Source organism: Arthrobacter sp. zg-Y1116, assembly GCF_024385485.1.
Lineage (GTDB): Bacteria > Actinomycetota > Actinomycetes > Actinomycetales > Micrococcaceae > Arthrobacter_B.
In genome coordinates, this window is the sequence record NZ_JANFLR010000004.1 from 254,733 (window position 1) to 272,724 (window position 17,992).

Genomic DNA, 17,992 nt, shown 5'->3' on the forward strand with positions numbered 1-17,992 from the left:
CCGGCATCTGCAGCGCCCGGCGCGTCCCCTTCTCAGGCCGGGCTGTTCCCCGTCCGCCAGCCGCCCTTGTACTCCTTGCGGACCGTTTCGGAGAACGGCACCGGGCTCACGGTTGCACGCACATCAAGCTGCCGGTGCGGTTCCACCGTTGTCTTGGCGCTGCCGCCGTCGGGCTCGCCCCACACCACCCGGAGTTCGGCACCCAGGGGCACCGACGGATCCACCGTTGCCAGCGAGAGGCCGCGGCGCTCGTTCGCCGAGTACCCGGTGAACATGGAGAGGCCCACGACGTTCCCGTCCGCATCGATGACCGAGTCGTAGTTGGAGGATCCGTAGTTGGCCAGCGGAAGGTCAAAGTGCTTGTAGGGTTCCTCCGTGCCCAACGGTGAGGCCAGGATCTTCCCCAGGTCTTCGGCGTTCCAATCCAGCGTCACTTTGCGGCGCTGTGCCGACGGGTCCATCTGTTCCAGGGCCTCCCGGCCAATGAAGTCGTGGTCGAACTTCACGAAGGACCCGTAGCCCAATTCCCACGGGGTCAGGTAGTAGTCCTCGATGTTCGGGCTGACAAAGCTGCCGGCAATGGCGTTGGAAGCTTCGTAGCTGTCCGCTCCCAGCCACTCCCTGTACGGCCGCAGCTCCTCACCCGTGTAGATGGCCGGCAGCGGAGAAGGGATCCAGCCGGACTCGAGCGTATTGGACGGATAGGCGCGGGCGCCGACGGCGGCCATCCCGTACTCCGCGCCGACGTCCATGATGGTGTCCCGCACTTTCTCGTAGGACCCGTAATCGCCCCAGATCTCCAGCCCCGGAGCTCCGGCCATGCCGTGGCGAAGCGTCCGAACCCGTTCGCCCGCAATCGTCATATGGTCCATGTTGAAGAATTTCAGCTGCTCCACCGAGGAGCCGTTCAGCTTCTCGATGATCTGCCAGGCATTGGGCCCCTGGATCTGGAACCGCCAGTAGCGTCGGGATACCGGACGGCCCATCGGCCGTGAGGGGGAACGCCGGTCGACCTGCACCTCGAGGTCATAGTCCCCGGTTTCTGCGTTGAACAGCAGCCAGTTTGCCGCAGGCGCGCGTCCCACGTAGATGTATTCGTCGTCGTCCTCGTGGAAGAGGATGCCGTCACCGATCACATGGCCTGACGGGCCGGTGGGAACATACTGTTTCGCCTTGTTGACCGGAAAATTCGCCACGCTGTTGACCGCGGTGTCGGAGATCAGTTTCAGGGCGTCCGGGCCCTTGATGAACAAGTTGTCCATATGGTGGGACTGGTCAAACAGCACGGCCGTCTCCCGCCAGGCCCGCTGTTCGCTGCGCCAGTTGCTGAACTCCGGCGCCACGACGGGATAGATGTACGCCCCGATCTGGGAATTACGGAGTCGATCCACAACATTTCCGCTCGAATCCAGAACGTCCTGCAGATTCTTAGGTGCCACGTTGAACCTCTTCTTCGCTGGGATAATGGAACGCTTTTCTCCGCAAGCCGCGCCTCCGCCGGCGGACCACGGAATCCATTTGCCGTCCCTCGCCCACCCACGGAGAAGCAGCACGGATTGACCTGACCCTAGGGCCATCTTCGAGTGCTGTCGAGAGTCGACACCCGGAGCCCCCGGCGGCAGGGTTCCCCGGCCCGCCGAATACCTCGCTGGCCGAGCAGGCTAAACACGGCTAGGGTGCAGCTACCGACAGGGCGGCCGGGACCTGGCTTGCCTCCGGCTAGTGAAAACTGGAGGGCACGATGAGGAAAACCGGTGTTGCTGCGGTCCTGGCAGCGGGCCTATTGGGCCTTACGGGATGCAGCGGAGGTTCGCCGTCGTCCGAGACCGAAAACGAAACCGGAGCCAGCGAGGACCTGGTGTCCATAGAGGTGGGGGTCATTCCCATTGTGGACGTGGCGCCGATCTACCTGGGGGTGGAGCAGGGATTCTTCGAGGACGAAGGCCTGGAACTGACCCTGACGCTTGCGCAGGGCGGCGCGGCGATTGTCCCGGCAGTCACCTCGGGACAGATGGCGTTCGGCTTCTCCAACGTAACCTCCATGATCGTGGGCAAGTCCAAGGGCCTGCCGCTCCAGATGGTGGCCCCGGGCGCCAGCACCACCGGCGACGTCGATGCGGATTTCGCGTCGGTGATGACGCTTCCCGGCAGCGGGATCGAGGAGATCGAGGACCTGGCCGGCAAGCGGGTGGGCGTGAATACGCTGAACAACATTTCAGACTCCACCATTTCCGAAGCAGTGAAGCAGGCCGGCGGTGACTACGAGAGCATCGAGTTTGTCGAGATGCAGTTTCCCGACATGCCGGCCCAGCTCGACGGCGGCAACGTGGACGCCATTGCCGCAGTGGAACCCTTTGTGACCATCACCGAGGCGCAGGGCGCCGTTCCGGTGTTCTCGAACTACGCGGAGCCCATCAAGGACCTCACCGTGGCCGTTTATTTCACCTCGGACCAGTACGCGCAGGAGAACCCGGAGACCGTGGAGAAGTTTGTCCGTGCCATGACGGCTTCGCTGGAATATGCCGATCAGAATCCTGACGAGGTACGCGCCGTCCTGCCGAGCTACACCTCGCTGGAACCCGACGTCATCGAGGAGTTGACCCTGCCCAGGTACTACGGCGAGATCAACCAGGATTCGCTGGAGGAGGTCATGCGCATCTCGCTCGACCGCGGACTGATCGAGGAGGAACCTAATCTGGAAGAGCTCCTGCCGCGGTCCGGGTGAGTTCAGCGGCGGTACCCATGTACCCAATCCGCCGTAGCCTTGATCCCGCCGAAGGTGTAGAAGTGCAGCCGGACATCACCGTGGACTGCGGGTGAAAGAGCCTCGGCCAGGTCCTGGATGAACCGGTCCGGGCCTGCCGTGCCCAGCAGATTGGTCAGGGAAAACCCGTACTTGTGGGCGATCCCGGCCGAGGAGGAAACCCCGAACCGGCGGGCGTAACCGAGGAGGCGCTTCACGCCGGCGGGTCCGGGGACGCCGATCCGGACGGGTGCACTCACTCCGCGGCTGCGGAGTTCCTCCAGCCAGGCAAGGACAGGAGCCACGTCGAAGCCGAACTGCGTGGTGATCGAAGCGTCCAAACCGGTCTCGTCCAGCGCCTGGATCTTGTCTTCCAGGGCGGTCCAGAGGGTGTCGGTACCAATGTCCGGATGACCCTCGGGGTAGCCGCTGATGCTCAAGGCCCGGACACCGTGCCCGGGCAGCAGTCCGCTGCGGATCACGGACAATGCGTCCGGAAAGGGGCCCAGCGGGGACACCGGGTCTCCGCCGACCACAAAAAGCTCACGCGTTGCGTCCGCTTCCTCGAGTGCCACCAGGAACTTGCCGAGGTCTTCCCGGGATTCCAGCCGCCGCGCGGAAATATGCGGAACGGGAACGAATCCGCCGGCCCGGACGGCCGCAGCGGCGGCGACGCGCATCGGGAGGTCCTCATTACCCAGGAACGTGACGTTGATCCGCGTCCCCGAGGGAATGGAAGGCTGCGCTTCCTGGAGCGCGCCAATGTCCTTCCCGGTCATCTCGAGCGAAAAATCCGCGAGTAGCTGCGCGGGGGCGGAAGGCGTTTCAGCGGGGTCCGGAGTCATGCGCGTTACCCTAGCGACCGCGGAAACCGGTGTCCATGGTTCCGCTCCGGAGCCGGAACCGTCCGGTTCCCAGGAGGACCCGGGAGGATGGCCGCGGAGCTACGGCAGCATCCACTCCAGGACGGGGGTGGACTGCAGATACACCAGGATGCACAGGGCGAGCAGCAGCAGCACGCTCCAGCCGATCACCTTGCGAAGCAGCACCGATTCCTGCCCGCTCATATTCACGGCGGCAGCCCCGATGGCCAGGTTCTGCGGGCTGATCAGCTTCCCCATGACTCCGCCGCCGGTATTAGCGGCGACCATCAGCTGCGGATCCAGGCCGGCTTCAATTCCGGCTGTCTGCTGCAGCTTGGCAAAAAGCGCATTCGCGGAGGTATCCGAACCGGTCACCGCCGTGCCGATCCAGCCGAGCACGGGGGAGAGGAAGGCAAAGAAGCCGCCGGTTGCCGCGAGCCACGTACCGATTGATACCGTCTGTCCGGAAAAGTTCATCACGTACGCCAGGGCCAGCACGCCAAGGATGGTCAGCGCGGCGGAACGCATCCGCACCGCCGTCGTCCAGATTTCCCGCACCGCCGCTCCCATGGTCAGCGGATACCGGCCGTTTTCATTGAAGCGCGAGTAGACCAGGGCGACTATCAGGCCCGTGATCAGCAGCAGCGTACCCGGACTGATCAGCCATTCGAAGGAATAGATCGTGGAGGACTGGGTCTGGCCGTTGCTGTCCAGCAGGGCTTCGTGCAGCACCGGCCAGGGGATCTCGATGTTGGTCTTCGCGAGCGCTTCGGGCACGTCGACGCCCAGCGTCCAGAGGTTCACAAAGCCGAAAATGACAATGACCGCCACATACGGGAACAAGGCCATCCACGCCCGGGACGGGGTTAACCGGTCCTCGGCGGTGTCATCCGCCGCGGTCAGCACGTCCGACGCCGCGCCGGTCCCCGAGGGCGTCCATCCATCGGCCCGTGCCTCGGCCAGTTCCGCCTTCATCCGCTGGCCCGCCTCGGCTCCGTTGCGCGGATGCCAGATGCGCAGGAACCCCACGGCGGCCAGCATGGCCACGAGGGAGGCCACGATATCGGTGAGCTCGTAGGAGAAATAGTTCGAGCAAAGGAACTGGAAGATGGAGAAAACGACGCCGGTGAACAGGGCTACGGGCCAGCAGTCCCGGAGGCCGCGGCGGCCGTCCAGGATGAACAGCAGGATCAGCGGCACAAACAGGGCCAGCACCGGTGTCTGCCGGCCCACTACGGCACCGATCTCGTCGCCGGTGTAGTTGGTCAGATTGGCGGCGGTGGTGATGGGGATGGCCAAGGCGCCGAAGGCCACCGGGGCGGTGTTGGCCACCAGCACCGCCGTGGCTGCACGGATCGGGGCGATGCCCAGGGCCAGCAGCATGGTCACGGTAATGGCCACCGGGGCGCCGAACCCGGCCAGGGCTTCCAGGAGTCCGCCGAAGCAGAAGGCCACCAGGATGGCCTGCACCCGCAGGTCCCCGCCGCCGATCGCGTCGAAGACCCTTCTCAGGTCCTCGAACCGGCCGCTGAGTACCGTCACCTGGTATAGCCAGACGGCCATCACGATGATCCAGACCACCGGGAACAACCCGAAAGCCGCCCCCTGCGTGGCGGAGAGCAGGGCGAGTCCAAGAGGCATGCCGAAACCGAAGACGCCGACGGCGAGGGCCACCAGCAGTGCCCACGCTCCGGCCACGTACGCCCGCGTCTTGGCGAAGGCCAGCAGGAAGAAAAAGGTCAGCAGCGGAAGCAGCGCCACGAGGGCGGAGAGGGCAACGCTGTTGAGCACGGGATCGGTGCTGGGAGTAAAGCTGTCCATAGGGGCCTCCGCGTCGAGCCGGAAGCGGGGCTCAACGGATGGAGCTTCCCGGCCGAACCGGAACACCGGTCAAACCTGGGAAGCGCTGGATCAAGCGTTCCTCCAAGCCTAAGGCCGGGTTCCCGGCTGGTAACCCCCGGAAGGCATCCGCAGCCCTGTACCGGAGAGGAAGTGTCCTTCCGGGCCGCTTCAGCCGGCCGAAACCCCGGCCGCGGCGCGTTCGCGGTGGTGGCGGACGTAACCGGTCACGGCCACCGTTATCGAGATGACGGCAGAGACGGTCAACCCCAGCCAGAGCCCGACCTGCAGGGCAGCAGCGCCGGCCACCGCCCCAAGCAGAATCAGGGCAATTGCGAGGGCACGGCGAACCCAGTGCTTGCTGTCCCCGCCGGCCAGCCGCGAATCCGAGGCGAGCCCGGTGATGGTTGAGGTCACCACCACTGTCGTTATCTCAGCGACCTTCAACCGCTTGGCGGTGGAGGCCTGGATCCCCATGGAGACGGCGAGAGCCGACGTCGTGATGCTGCCCAAAAGCGAACTGGCCTGCACGTCCACCACGGCCGTGAGGACGGCCAGTGCGGTAATGACACCGGCGACCACCATCAGTGACAGAGTGGTCCGCCCGGACCAGCCCTCCGGCTCCCTGCGCAGCATCCGTCCGGCCAGGGCCGCACCCAGCATAAAGAAGACCAGCGCCAGGACAGGGCGCAGGATCGGCAGATCGGCACCGCCGGCAAAGGCCATGCCCAGGAGCACCACGTTGCCCGTCATGTTTCCGGTGAAGACCCGGTCAAGGCCCAGGTAACCGACGGCGTCGACCACCCCCGTGGAGAAGGTCAGGGCCAGCATCAGCCATAAATGCACCCGTTCGGTTGGTACGGCGTTCAATCGTTTCACTGGCGGAATGTCTCCTTAGGCAGCCGTCCGTATACGAACGGGTGGCGGAATGTCCGATTGTATTCAAAATTGCGCCAGATGATGCAAGGATTCCCCTACCTCCGTCGTCTGCTGAAAGCTGCCCCCTTTGACCTACACAGCGCCTGCTCCCTTCACCACCCGTCCCACCCTGCAGGGCACCTTCGGCATGACTGCCTCGACGCATTGGCTTGCCACGGCCTCGGCGCAGGCCGTGCTTGAGCGCGGTGGAAACGCCTTCGACGCCGCGGTAGCTGGCGCCTTTGTGCTGCATGTCGTGGAACCGCACCTCAACGGTCCGGGCGGGGACATGACCGGCGTTTTCGCGACGGCGGAGAACCCCGGCGAACCGATGGTGCTGATGGGCCAGGGACCGGCTCCCGCCGCAGCCACCCGGGAGCACTACCTCGCCGAAGGCCTGGAACTGGTCCCGGGCGCCGGTGCCCTCGCCGCGGCCGTTCCCGCCGCCGTCGACGCGTGGTTGTTGCTGCTGCGGAAGCACGGCACCTGGGAACTTGCCGACGTCCTGGCCTTCGCGGTGGATTATGCCCGCAGCGGCCACCCCGTCCTGGGCCGCGTCGGCGCCACCATCGAGTCCGTGGCGGAGCTGTTCACCGAGCACTGGCCCACCTCGGCCGCGCAGTGGATGCCTGAAGGGCGTGTGCCCCGGGAGGGAGACCTCATCCGCAACGAGGCCTATGCCAAGGTGCTGGACCGCCTGGTGGAGGCCGGCTCCGGCGCGGGCAGCCGGGCTGAACGGATCGATGCCGCCCGGCGCGAATGGCGCGAAGGCTTCGTGGCGCGCGCTGCCGCCGATTTCACGGCCGCACCGCACCGGCACTCATCGGGCACAGACCATGCCGGCGTTATTACCGCCGCAGACTTCGCGGCCTTCGAAGCGGGATTTGAACCTGCTGTCACCTTCGACTTCCGCGGCCACACCATTGCCAAAACCGGGGCCTGGGGGCAGGGACCGGCATTGCTGCAGACCCTGGCCATCCTCGCCGGCTTCGATGACGAGCGGCTGGATCCTTCCACCGCGCTGGGCGCCCACACCATTCTGGAGGCCCAGAAGCTGGCGATCGCGGACCGCGAGGCGTACTACGGTGACGCGCAGGTCCCCCTCGACTACCTGCTGGGCGAGGAATATGCCGCGGAACGCCGCGCGCTCATCACAGACCTCGCTTCCCGCGATTTCCGACCCGGCACGGTGCCGGGCCACACGCCGTTTGTGCCGCCGCTGCGCACCGACTACCTGCCGCCCGCCCTGGCCGGTGCGGGCGGAGCCGGTTTTGCCGGCGTCGGCGAACCGACAGTGATGCCCACCGGCGAGACCCGCGGGGATACCTGCCACATCGACGTCGTCGACCGGTGGGGGAACATGGTTTCCGCCACTCCGTCGGGAGGCTGGCTGCAGTCCTCGCCGACCATCCCGGAACTGGGTTTCTGCCTGGGCTCCCGGCTGCAGATGACCTGGCTGGAAGAGGGCGCGCCGTCCACCCTGGCGCCGGGGAAACGGCCCCGCACCACCCTGACCCCCACGCTGGTGCTGAAGGACGGCGAACCGGTGGTTGCCCTGGGTTCGCCCGGCGGGGACCAGCAGGACCAGTGGCAGCTGCTGTACCTGCTGCGCACCATCGTCGGCGGGTACACCCCGCAGCAGGCCATTGACGCCCCCGCCCTGCACACCACGTCCATTCCCGGTTCGTTCTGGCCACGCACCTGGACACCCGGCGGCGCAGTGGTCGAAGACCGGCTGGGGGAGGACGTGATAGCCGAGCTCGAATCCCGGGGCCATGTGGTGACCCGGGCCGGGGACTGGGCGCTGGGGCGATTGTCCTCGGTGGTCCGCGCGCCTGGTTCGGGCCTCCTGCAGGCAGCCGCGAATCCGCGGGGAGCGCAGGGGTATGCGGCCGGGCGCTGACGGCACGTCGCGCGTCCGGGACACCCTCCGGCAGGACATCATCTTCGGCCGCCTGAACCCCGGTACGCGCATCACGGAAGCGGCCCTGGCGGCGAAGTACGGCATGTCCCGGGTCCCGGTGCGTGAGGCGCTGCGGGCGCTGGAAGCCGAGGGATTCGTGGAATCGCGGCCGTACGCCGGATCAACGGTTTCAGCCATACCGGTGGAGGAGGCGGATGACCTTTTCGCAGTGCGCGCGGTGGTGGAAGCTGCGACCGCGCGCCGGGCCGCTGAGCGGGCTGCCCGCCAGCTCAGCGCCGGTGCACCGGATGAAACGTGGTGGGACGCGCGGCGCGGCATGGCCCGGATCCTCGACGCCGGCGATGCGGCCGTTGCCGCCGGACGCCTTGACCTGCTGCCGGACCTGAACGTGCGGTTCCACCTCGGTGTCGCGGCGCTCGCGGACAGCCGGTCCCTGACGGCGCTGCTGCGCCAGCTCGCCGGCAAGATCGAATGGCTCTACGCGGCCGACGTCGGCTCCCGCGGCAAGGACTCCTGGAGCGAGCACCGCCGGATCATGGCCGCCGTCGACGCCGGTTCCGCAGCCCGGGCGGCGGAGCTGATGGAAGCGCACATCCAGGCATCCCGTGCCGGTTACCTGAGCCGCTTCCGTCCCGCCCGGGACTGACGCCGGCTTCCCCCTTCCGCAAGGGGGATGGGAGCTCCGGCCGTTCCGTTCGGGTGAGCCCCGAGCCTATAGTTCAAGAGGGGTTCCCTCCTACTGTGAGCGAGGCTTCAAGATGGCCAATATCACCACCCGACCCATCACAAAACTTGGAATCGTGGGAGCCGGAAGTGTCGGCACTTCACTGGCGTACGCGGCGATCATCCGAGACACGGCCCGCCAGATTGCGATTTACGACATCGACGCCGTCCGGGCAGAAGCCGAGGGGCTGGACCTGGCCCACGGCACGCAGTTCACCGGCGCCAACACGGTCACCGGCGGAGGCAACGTCGAGGACCTGGCCGGGGCTGACGTCATAGTCATCACCGCCGGTGCCCGGCAACAGCCGGGCCAGAGCAGGCTGGACCTGGCCGGCGCGAACGTGCGGATCCTGGAGAACCTGATGCCGCAGCTGATGGAGCAGGCTCCGGACGCGGTTTACATCATGGTGACCAACCCGGCCGACATCCTTGCCGTTGCGGCGCAGAAGATCGCAGGCCTGCCGCGCAACCGGATCTTCTCCTCGGGCACGGTTCTGGACACCTCCCGGCTGCGGCTGCTGCTGGCGCGCGAAGCACACGTACTGATGACCAGCGTGCATGCCACCATCATCGGCGAACACGGCGACAGCGAGTTCCCTGTCTGGTCCAACGCCACCATCGGGCCGGTGCCCATCCGGGATTGGAAGATCAGCGGAAGGCAGGTCTTTACCGACGAGTTCCTTGCCGCCGCCACGGACGACGTCGTCAACGCCGCCTACAGGGTGATCGACGGCAAAGGGGCCACCAATTACGCGATCGGCCTGGCCGGAGTGCGGATCATCGAAGCGGTGCTGAATGCCGAAAATGCCGTCCTGCCCGTTGCGGCCACGCTGGAGGGGGAGTACGGGATCAGCGGTGTTGCGCTGTCCCTCCCGTCCATCGTGGGCCACAACGGGGTCTACAAGATGCTCGAAATGCCGCTGGACGAGGCCGAGACCGGGAAGCTCATGGCCTCGGCCGAGACCCTGCAGGGCACTCTGAAGTCACTGGGAATCTGACGGACCCGTAAGGCGCGCGGTCCTTACGGGTCCGGGGTTCCTAGCTGACTGCTGACGGCTCGGGTTCCTGTGCCGGTTCCTTCGCCAGCCGGACGGCGTCGTTGAATTCGGCGTCAATCTCCGGTGAGGGTTTGTGGGTCAGCAGGCTGACCACCACGGTCAGGGCCACGTTGATGACGAAGCCGGGAACAATCTCGTACAGGGTTCCCGAGAGCGCATCCACGCTGCCCCAGATGTAGGCCGTGACGGCGCCGGCAATCATGCCGGTCAGGGCGCCGGCAGTGCTCAGCCGCCGCCAGAACAGGGCCAGCAGGATGGTCGGTCCGAAGGAAGCGCCGAATCCGGCCCAGGCGAAGCCCACCAGGTCAAGAATGGTGTCGTTGCGGCCCAGCGCAATGAGGATGGAAATCACGGAGACCACCAGGACGCCAAGCCGGCCGAGCATCACCAGGGACCGCGGGGAGGCCTCGCGGCGAAGCGCAATCCGGTACAGGTCTTCGACCAGCGCCGAGGACGTCACGATCAGCTGGGAGGAGATGGTGCTCATGATCGCGGCCAGCACCGCGGCCAGGACAAAGCCGGCCACGAGCGGGTGGAAGAAGACCTGGGCGAGGCTCAGGAAGACCGCTTCCGGTTCGTCCAGGGTCAGATTGTTCTGCTGGAAGTAGGCCACGCCTACCAGCGCAGTGAAAACGGCACCGATCACGCTGAAGAGCATCCAGCCGACGCCGATCCGGCGGCCTGCTTTCGCATCGGCGGGGGAGCGCAGCGCCATGAAGCGGACAATGATGTGCGGCTGGCCGAAGTAGCCGAGCCCCCAGGCGAGTGCGGAAATGATGCCCAGCGCTGTGCCGCCGGCAATCGGGTCCAGCATGTCCGGGTTCACCTCGCGGAGGGAGTCGGTCATGCCGCCGAAGCCGCCCACGTTGACCAGGCCAACCACGGGAACCAGTACCAGGGCGGCCACCATCATCAGGCCCTGCACCACGTCGGTGTAGCTGGCGGCGAGGAATCCGCCGAAGAGCGTGTAGGCAATGGTGACGACGGCAACGATCAGCATGCCGGTTACATAGCTTGAGCCGAAGGAGCTTTCGAAGAAGACGCCGCCGGCGACCATGCCGGAGGAGACGTAGAACGTGAAGAAGACCAGGATGATCAGGCCCGACACCACTCGGAGGAGCCGTGAGCGGTCCCGAAGCCGGTTCTCGAGGAAGCTGGGCACCGTGATGGAATTGTTCGCGACCATCGTGTAGGCGCGGAGGCGGGGTGCCACGAACTTCCAGTTCAGCCAGGCCCCGACGGTCAGGCCGACGGCAATCCAGCCTTCCACCAATCCCGAAACGTAGATGGCGCCCGGCAGGCCCATCAGCAGCCAGCCGGACATGTCGGAGGCGCCTGCGCTGAGGGCCGCGACGCCGGGCTTCAGGTCCCGTCCCGCGAGCATGTAGTCGTCCAGGCTGTTGGTCTTGCGGTAGGCCCACCAGCCAATCGCCAGCATGGCGAGCATGTAGATCGTCATGGCGATCACTTTGTACGTCTGATCTGTCATTGCTTAGTTGCCGTTCCGTTGGTGCGTGTGGGAAGTACGGCGTCCAAGTATGTCAGGAATCACATCGATGTAAGTTCTCGCAGCCGCCAGGCGTTCCGGACCGCATGTCCGCCGAGGTCGTTATTGAAGTAGGCGTAAACGTCCTTGCCCGCGGACTCCCACTCGCGGATCCGGGCCGCCCACCACTGCAGGTCTTCCTCGGTGTAGGAATCGACGTAGAGCTGCTCGGGGTTCGGTCCGTGCAGCCGGACGTACACAAACGGGGCGGTGGCGCGCAGGGTGCACGGCAGGTGCGCCCCGCTCATGACGGTGTAGGCGGCGCCGTGGCGTTCCAGCAGCTGGAAGACCTCGTCGTCGTTCCAGCTGTCGTGCCGGAACTCCACAGCCACCCTGATGTTGTCGGGGAGTTTCGCCAGGAGGTAATCCAGGCGGTCGTCGTCGCGCTCCATATCCGGGGAAAGCTGAAGCAGGAACACTCCGCTGCGGTCTCCCAGCGCGGCGAAACAGCGCTCGATCCGGCCGACCCACTCATCCGGATCCCGCAGCTTGCGCCCGTGGGTCAGCCCCCGGGGAGCCTTGACCGAAAAAACGTACCCTTCCGGCAGCCGGTCCCGGTAGGCGGCAAACGCCTCCTCGCGGGGCCAGCGGTAGAAGCTGCCGTTAAACTCCACGGTGTCGAATTCGCTCGCATACCTTTCCAGCCATACCCGGGCCGGCACGCCCTTGGGGTACAGCACGTTGCGCCAGTGGGTGTAGGCCCAGCCCGATGTTCCGATATGGATGCTCACAGCATCCAAACTAGCCGCTGGCTGTGCACCGTTTCGGGATTGTGCGTGCCTCCCTCGGGTTCCACACTGGAAGGGGATCCCGCCGTGCCACCCCCCTGCAGGCAGGAGCGTCGAATGAGTGACCAATTTCCCGATAGCGTGCTGCCGGAGGAGGATTTCCTGCACATGGTGCGGGATCTGCCGTCCGGCCCCACCGCCATCTACGAGGCCTGGATCGATCTGGCCCGAATTACTTCCTGGTGGGGCGCGGCAGGTTTTATCGTCCCGCCGGACCGCATCTCCGCCAATCAGCACGTTGGCGGGGACTACCAGGCGTGCATGATCAATCCTGCCACCGGCGACGAACTCTGGTGGGGCGGTGAATACCTGGTCCTCGATCCGCCGCACCGATTGGGAGTGACGCAGCAGTGGCAGCAGCCGGACGGTGCTCCGGCGGGTCCGAAGCGGGTGCTCAATGTCGAGCTGCAGGCCATGGACGTCGAGGAAGGGCCCCCCGTGACCCGCATGACATTCCGGGAGGGTCCCTTCGGTGCAGGCAGGGACATCGAAGGATATGAAAGCGCGTGGAGCGAGTCCTTTAAGCGGCTGGCCCGCTATCTGGCCGGACAACGCGGACCGGCGTGACCCGGCCGTTGCTGCAGGCAGGCCCCCGGATGAAATAACCCGGGCTGTGTCGGGGTTGCTACTAGCGTGCCCGGACAAAAAGGTCCGGAGCGCAAGCAACTGAAAGGCACGCTTCAATGACTGTTCCGCTCTCCATTCTCGATCTCGCCATCATCGATGAGGGCGAGACCGCACGCGATTCCTTTGCTTCTTCACTGGCGCTGGCACAGGAAGCGGAAAAGCTCGGATATACCCGCATCTGGTACGCCGAGCACCACAACATGCCCACCATCGCTTCCTCAGCCACCAGTGTGTTGATCGGCTACATTGCCGCTCACACCCAGAGCATCCGGCTCGGCGCCGGCGGCGTTATGCTGCCGAACCACGCTCCGCTGACCATTGCGGAGCAGTTCGGCACCCTCGAAACGCTGTTCCCGGGCCGCATTGATCTTGGGCTCGGCCGGGCTCCCGGCACGGACCAGAAGACGCTGCACGCGCTGCGCCGGGACCACATGTCCTCGGACAGCTTCCCCCAGGATGTCCAGGAACTGCAGGGATACCTGAGCGGCAACACCCTCATCCCGGGCATCAACGCGACGCCGGGAGCAGGCACCAACGTGCCGCTGTACATCCTTGGCTCCTCCCTCTTCGGCGCCAAGCTTGCCGCGGCCCTGGGCCTGCCGTACTCCTTTGCCTCGCACTTCGCTCCGCAGGCACTGCAGGACGCAGTGACCATCTATCGCCGCGACTTCAAGCCCTCGGCCCAGCTGGCCGAGCCGTACGTGATTGCCGGCGTGAACGTGGTGGCCGCCGAGACCACCGAAGAGGCGCAGCAGATGTTCGCCGATTCGCAGCGCCGCCGCGTGACCCAGCTCTTCGGCCGGGGCCGTACCTTCACCGATGAAGAGGCGGATGCCATCCTTCAGTCACCGGGCGGACAGCAGGTCAAGCAGATGGGCCGCTACTCGGCCGTCGGCAACCCCGAGGAAGTCCGGGACTACCTCGACTGGTTCACCGGGCATGCGCAGGCCGATGAACTGATCGTTGCCACTCAGACCGCCACACTGGAATCGCGGCTCCGCTCCTTCCAGCTGCTTGCGGATGCGGCGCTGCCGGTCCGCGCCTGAACCATGCCTCATCCACGGTGGCCTGCGGCTGCTGTGCTAGATATGAAGGATGAGTTCTAAGCCCCACGTCATCCACTGTTCCGTCGGCATGCGCTGGGGGGACATGGATGCGTACGGCCACGTCAACAACGTGGAGATTGTCCGCATTCTCGAGGAAGCCCGCGTGCATGCCTTCGGCCCTCCCGGCGGAACGGGAGGGCCGGGGCACAAGCCGGCTGTTCCGCTGTTCAGCGATGTTCCGCCCGGTACCCAGTCCCTCGTCGTCGAACACCGTGTCCGGTACGTTGCGGAGCTGACCTACCGGAACATCCCGGCCGACGTCGACGTCTGGATCAGTGCGGTCAAGGGCGCGAGCCTCACGCTTTCCTACGTCATACATGACCCGGTGACACAGCAGGCCTGTGTCCGCGCGGAAACCACGCTGGCCTTCGTCGACGGCGCAACGGGTGCGCTGCAGCGGCTGACGCCGGCGCAACGGGAAATGGCGGCCGCCCACAGCGGAGCTTCCGTTTTCGCGTGAAGTCCCGGCCGACCCCCGGCGGCCCCTATGATCGGCCCGCCCCGGCCAATAACATCTTCGGTAGTCCCGGCAGGTCCCCACCGGAAGCTAAGGAGATGCGCCGTGTGGCACAACCTCGGCATCACCCCGTCCGAAGCTCTTTGGGTTGTACTGAGTGCCCTCGGCATTTACGCAGCCTTTTCCCTGTTGGTGCGCGGCTTGGGGCAGCGCGCGCTGGCTAGCTGGTCCACGCTGGACCGCGCCATCGTCATTGCACTGGGCGGTGTGCTCGGCCGGGTGGTCCTCGGCTACACGCCCACCCTGGCCGCCGGCGTTATCGGGTTGGCCACCATGTTCGGGATGCTGCGCCTGGAGGGCTACCTTCGCCGGAGCAGGCACGGAGCCTACCTGTCCAGCCGGCCGATCCTCCTGATGGCCGGAAGCGAAGTGGTGCAGGAGGGTCTGCAAAAGGCGCACATCTTGGAAGAGGAGCTGTTCTTCAAGCTGAGGCAGTCCGGCATCCGGAACCTGACCGAAGTGGCAGCGGCGATCCTGGAGCCCACGGGCGAGGTCAGCGTTCTGCGCCGGGGTGAGCTCATTGCTCCCCAGCTGCTGCTCAGGGTGACCAACGCGTCCCGGATTCCGCGTGAGCTGGTGCTTCCCGAGTAGGTCAAGGCATGACGCCGACCACGGCACGAAGCCCTGTTCGACGCCATGCTCGACGAGAATCCAGCTTGGATCACTGAGGCCCGTACCAAGGGCCTGATCAGGTAAACGGAGGGCGCGGGGGAGTGGATTAGGCGCTCGGGCAAACCTCGTGTAGGCTGAAACGCAGTTGTTGTGTTGCGCATTTTGTATTTCAAGTGGCGAAACCCAATTGGTCTAGCTGCTTTTTCTGTAGAAGCGGTAAAGGAACACCGCGACTGAAACCGCCCGAAAGTCGGGATGTGTTTCGAATGCAGAAGGAATTAAAAAAATGGCTACAGGTACCGTGAAATGGTTCAACTCCGAAAAGGGCTTCGGCTTCATTGAGCCCGACGACGGCAGCGCCGACGTCTTCGCTCACTACTCCGCGATCAACTCCAACGGCTACAAGTCGCTGGACGAGAACCAGAAGGTTAGCTTCGACACCGAGCAGGGCCCCAAGGGCCCGCAGGCCTCGAACATCCAGGCCCTCTAAATTTCTTAGAGACTTTGTAACGGCCGCTTAGCGCCGATACTACATAGAGCAGGACGGGATCTCCCGTCCTGCTCTTGTGTTTAACCGGCGTGCTTGGGCTGAAGGTCGCCGGAAAGCGGGTTTCCCTGCAGTTTGTCAGGATTCCCGCGCTGCGCGGCGCAGGGATTGGCACAAACTGCAGGGATCCGGACAAAGCGCAGGGGGTCCGGACAGCTGGAAAGTGCGGGCCCGACATACCGTGCAGGCGCCCGGGTTAGGCGGCTTTAATATTCCTGCGAGCCCTGCGAGCGAGGAATTTCGTTGCCGCCGTTCCGGGTGCCGGAGCAGGAGCCGCCGCAGCGCCGGAGCAGGAGGCTGCGGAGGCCCGCCGCAGCGCCCTCAGTCGTGAATCCGGACGGCTGCCTCGCGCAGGTACTGTTCAACCCGGCTGTACGCGTCCTGGGTCAGGGCCTTCCACAGGTTCATGCTCAGCACCGGATCCTTTTCAGCCAGCTCGTCGATCGAGTCGGCGGTCAGCACCTTGACCTTCACCGGTCCCGCCGCCTTGACGGTGGTTTCCTGGCGTTTGTCCTCACCCATCGCCATTTCACCGAAGGTCATGCCCGGACCCAGCGTGGCGAGTTTGACCCTGCTGCCGTCCGGACCGGGCATGGACGTGGTGATGTGCCCGGAAACGATGAAGAAGACACCCCCGAAGCGCTGGCCTACGCGCCGGACCACGTCGCCGTCGTCGTACGCCCGGTCCTCCATCATTTGCTGCAGCAGCTGCGCTTCTTCGGGGTCCAGCGGGCTGAGCGCCGGGGAGTCTGCTGGATCGATGCTGTCCGGCAGGACAAGCTCGGTGCCGTAGCCTTCCAGCAGCCTGTTTTCGCACCACTCGATGGCCGCGGAACGCATGGTGAAGGATTCCGTCTTCCGGTCCAGTTCCTGCAGTGCGGCCGTAACCGACCCCTCGACATCCACCAGGGCCAGCTCGCGCCCGGCACGGCGGAGCATGTCTTCCGCCTCGGCAATCAGCCGGATAGCGACGTCGGACACTTCGTCCACGCTGCGCAGATCGGCAATGACGAGTTCGACGTCGTCGGGCAGCTCGGTAAGGGCCCGCACCATGGACTCGGCCCCGGCGAAGAGCAGGTCGCCGTTGAGCTCGATCACCTGGACCCGATGGCCGTGCTCGGCCAGGATCTCCGCAGCTTCGTCCGTCCGGCGGATGCCGGAAGGAGTGGAGGTGATGTCGTAGATGGCGCGGATGGCGGAGCGGCCGGTCCGTGCAGCCCGGACAAAGTGGAGGCCGAGGTCGTGGGAGAGCCGCTGGCTGACCGCCACCCCTCGCACGCTGTTGCCGTGGGCGTCCAGGGGAGGGGAATAGACGGCCAGGCCTACTTGACCGGGCAGGACGGCAAGGATGCCGCCGGCCACGCCGGACTTTGCGGGCATGCCTACGCTGCTGATCCAGGATCCTGCGTCGTCGTACATGCCGCAGGTGGTCATCACCGAAAGGACGCGTTCCACCGAGGCCAGGTCCAGGACTTCTTCTCCGGAGAGGGGGTGGCGGCCGCTGTTGGCCAGAGTGGCGGCCATCAGGGCCAGGTCGCGGGCGTTGACCATGACCGAGCACTGCCGGAAGTAGTCCTTGATAATCGGGGCGGGATCGGACTCGATGATTCCGAAGGAGCGCAGCAGATAGGCCAGCGCGGTGTTGCGGTGGCCGGACCTCAGCTCGGAGGCGTAAATCCGCTGGCTCACGTCGAGGTCACGGCCGGCGAAGGCCGAGTAGGTATCCAGGATGCGCTTGAACCGGGACCTGCCGCCGGATCCTTTGACCAGGGAGGTGGCGGTCAGGGCGCCGGCATTGATCATCGCGTTGGCCGGGCGGCCGGTACCTTCGGCCAGGGAGATTTCGTTGAAGGAGTCCCCGGACGGTTCCACGTCCACCTTCTCGTCGACCGCTTCCATGCCCAGGTCTGCGAGGGCCAGGGCGTAGGTGAAGGGCTTGGAGATGGACTGGATGCTGAACTCTTCGCGGGTATCCCCAACCTCATAGACAAAGCCGTCGGCGGTGGCGAGGGCAATCCCGAAGCAATCCGGGTTCACATTGGCCATGGCCGGTATGCCGCGGTACGGGGTGCCGTCTTTCAATCCGGCTATCTCGGCGTGGATCCTGCGTAGGTAGTTCTCGATCGGGGAGTCCATACTTCAAGCCTAGGTGCTTGCGGAGGGGTGACTCTCCACGGGGTG

Annotated in this window: 16 protein-coding genes; 9 read left to right on the forward strand and 7 right to left on the reverse strand. The window is 65.6% G+C overall.

Going from position 1 to position 17,992, the window contains the following annotated elements:
• Positions 1-32: 32 nt before the first annotated feature.
• Positions 33-1,439 carry an aminomethyl transferase family protein gene (locus NNX34_RS12615; protein ID WP_255766875.1) on the reverse strand — a complete coding sequence of 469 codons (1,407 nt, stop codon included), beginning with the start codon at positions 1,437-1,439 and terminating at the stop codon, positions 33-35.
• Between the two features lie 302 nt (positions 1,440-1,741).
• On the opposite strand from NNX34_RS12615, the gene NNX34_RS12620 reads away from it, so the two are divergent.
• Positions 1,742-2,725, forward strand: a complete 984-nt coding sequence (locus tag NNX34_RS12620) for an ABC transporter substrate-binding protein (protein ID WP_255766876.1) — start codon at positions 1,742-1,744, stop codon at positions 2,723-2,725.
• A gap of 2 nt (positions 2,726-2,727) precedes the next feature.
• Here NNX34_RS12620 and NNX34_RS12625 read toward each other — a convergent pair whose 3' ends face one another.
• The 3 genes from NNX34_RS12625 to NNX34_RS12635 all read right to left on the reverse strand — a co-directional run bounded on the left by NNX34_RS12625 (position 2,728) and on the right by NNX34_RS12635 (position 6,324).
• Positions 2,728-3,588, reverse strand: coding sequence for a methylenetetrahydrofolate reductase (locus tag NNX34_RS12625; RefSeq protein WP_255766878.1), 861 nt, complete (start codon positions 3,586-3,588; stop codon positions 2,728-2,730).
• A gap of 99 nt (positions 3,589-3,687) precedes the next feature.
• On the reverse strand, positions 3,688-5,427 hold the full coding sequence (locus NNX34_RS12630; RefSeq protein WP_255766879.1) for an L-lactate permease: 1,740 nt from the start codon (positions 5,425-5,427) through the stop codon (positions 3,688-3,690).
• Between the two features lie 189 nt (positions 5,428-5,616).
• Positions 5,617-6,324 carry a YoaK family protein gene (locus NNX34_RS12635; RefSeq protein ID WP_255766880.1) on the reverse strand — a complete coding sequence of 236 codons (708 nt, stop codon included), beginning with the start codon at positions 6,322-6,324 and terminating at the stop codon, positions 5,617-5,619.
• A gap of 187 nt (positions 6,325-6,511) precedes the next feature.
• Between NNX34_RS12635 and NNX34_RS12640 the strand changes: the two genes are divergently transcribed.
• From NNX34_RS12640 to NNX34_RS12650, 3 genes are all read left to right on the forward strand, one after another.
• On the forward strand, positions 6,512-8,266 hold the full coding sequence (locus NNX34_RS12640; protein ID WP_255767251.1) for a gamma-glutamyltransferase family protein: 1,755 nt from the start codon (positions 6,512-6,514) through the stop codon (positions 8,264-8,266).
• Positions 8,250-8,933: a GntR family transcriptional regulator gene (locus NNX34_RS12645; protein ID WP_255766881.1), complete on the forward strand. Its 684-nt coding sequence runs from the start codon at positions 8,250-8,252 to the stop codon at positions 8,931-8,933. The genes NNX34_RS12640 and NNX34_RS12645 overlap by 17 nt, the downstream gene beginning before the upstream one ends.
• 112 nt (positions 8,934-9,045) lie before the next feature.
• Positions 9,046-10,008: an L-lactate dehydrogenase gene (locus NNX34_RS12650; protein ID WP_255766882.1), complete on the forward strand. Its 963-nt coding sequence runs from the start codon at positions 9,046-9,048 to the stop codon at positions 10,006-10,008.
• Positions 10,009-10,048: 40 nt separating this feature from the next.
• Here the strand turns inward: NNX34_RS12650 and putP are convergent, their stop codons facing one another.
• Together putP and NNX34_RS12660 are read right to left on the reverse strand one after the other, a co-directional pair.
• Complete coding sequence (gene putP / locus NNX34_RS12655; protein WP_255766883.1) at positions 10,049-11,557, reverse strand: sodium/proline symporter PutP; 1,509 nt, start codon at positions 11,555-11,557, stop codon at positions 10,049-10,051.
• A gap of 59 nt (positions 11,558-11,616) precedes the next feature.
• Positions 11,617-12,345, reverse strand: a complete 729-nt coding sequence (locus tag NNX34_RS12660; protein ID WP_255766884.1) for a DUF72 domain-containing protein — start codon at positions 12,343-12,345, stop codon at positions 11,617-11,619.
• Positions 12,346-12,459: 114 nt separating this feature from the next.
• Here NNX34_RS12660 and NNX34_RS12665 point away from each other — a divergent pair, with 114 nt between their 5' ends.
• The 5 genes from NNX34_RS12665 to NNX34_RS12685 all read left to right on the forward strand — a co-directional run bounded on the left by NNX34_RS12665 (position 12,460) and on the right by NNX34_RS12685 (position 15,754).
• Entirely contained in the window at positions 12,460-12,969 is a 510-nt protein-coding gene (locus tag NNX34_RS12665) for an SRPBCC domain-containing protein (protein WP_255766885.1), read from the forward strand.
• Positions 12,970-13,085: 116 nt separating this feature from the next.
• Complete coding sequence (locus NNX34_RS12670) at positions 13,086-14,075, forward strand: LLM class flavin-dependent oxidoreductase (protein WP_255766886.1); 990 nt, start codon at positions 13,086-13,088, stop codon at positions 14,073-14,075.
• A 49-nt stretch (positions 14,076-14,124) separates the two neighbouring features.
• The gene (locus tag NNX34_RS12675; protein ID WP_255766887.1) at positions 14,125-14,595 is read left to right on the forward strand and encodes a thioesterase family protein; all 471 of its coding nucleotides are present in this window, start codon (positions 14,125-14,127) and stop codon (positions 14,593-14,595) included.
• A 102-nt stretch (positions 14,596-14,697) separates the two neighbouring features.
• Entirely contained in the window at positions 14,698-15,243 is a 546-nt protein-coding gene (locus NNX34_RS16175) for a YetF domain-containing protein (protein ID WP_255766888.1), read from the forward strand.
• 307 nt (positions 15,244-15,550) lie between these two features.
• On the forward strand, positions 15,551-15,754 hold the full coding sequence (locus tag NNX34_RS12685; RefSeq protein ID WP_146362594.1) for a cold-shock protein: 204 nt from the start codon (positions 15,551-15,553) through the stop codon (positions 15,752-15,754).
• Positions 15,755-16,132: 378 nt separating this feature from the next.
• On the opposite strand, the gene glsA is transcribed toward NNX34_RS12685, so the two are convergent.
• Positions 16,133-17,947 carry a glutaminase A gene (gene glsA / locus NNX34_RS12690; RefSeq protein WP_255766889.1) on the reverse strand — a complete coding sequence of 605 codons (1,815 nt, stop codon included), beginning with the start codon at positions 17,945-17,947 and terminating at the stop codon, positions 16,133-16,135.
• Positions 17,948-17,992: the final 45 nt, after the last annotated feature.

Coding starts and splice junctions, on each gene's coding strand:
- NNX34_RS12650 (WP_255766882.1), top strand. CDS start 9,046: ATGGCCAATATCACCACCCGACCCATCACAAAACTTGGAATCGTGGGA.
- NNX34_RS12630 (WP_255766879.1), bottom strand. CDS start 5,427: ATGGACAGCTTTACTCCCAGCACCGATCCCGTGCTCAACAGCGTTGCC.
- NNX34_RS12685 (WP_146362594.1), top strand. CDS start 15,551: ATGGCTACAGGTACCGTGAAATGGTTCAACTCCGAAAAGGGCTTCGGC.
- glsA (WP_255766889.1), bottom strand. CDS start 17,947: ATGGACTCCCCGATCGAGAACTACCTACGCAGGATCCACGCCGAGATA.
- NNX34_RS12625 (WP_255766878.1), bottom strand. CDS start 3,588: ATGACTCCGGACCCCGCTGAAACGCCTTCCGCCCCCGCGCAGCTACTC.
- NNX34_RS12645 (WP_255766881.1), top strand. CDS start 8,250: ATGCGGCCGGGCGCTGACGGCACGTCGCGCGTCCGGGACACCCTCCGG.
- NNX34_RS12665 (WP_255766885.1), top strand. CDS start 12,460: ATGAGTGACCAATTTCCCGATAGCGTGCTGCCGGAGGAGGATTTCCTG.
- NNX34_RS12640 (WP_255767251.1), top strand. CDS start 6,512: ATGACTGCCTCGACGCATTGGCTTGCCACGGCCTCGGCGCAGGCCGTG.
- NNX34_RS12670 (WP_255766886.1), top strand. CDS start 13,086: ATGACTGTTCCGCTCTCCATTCTCGATCTCGCCATCATCGATGAGGGC.
- putP (WP_255766883.1), bottom strand. CDS start 11,557: ATGACAGATCAGACGTACAAAGTGATCGCCATGACGATCTACATGCTC.
- NNX34_RS12675 (WP_255766887.1), top strand. CDS start 14,125: ATGAGTTCTAAGCCCCACGTCATCCACTGTTCCGTCGGCATGCGCTGG.
- NNX34_RS12620 (WP_255766876.1), top strand. CDS start 1,742: ATGAGGAAAACCGGTGTTGCTGCGGTCCTGGCAGCGGGCCTATTGGGC.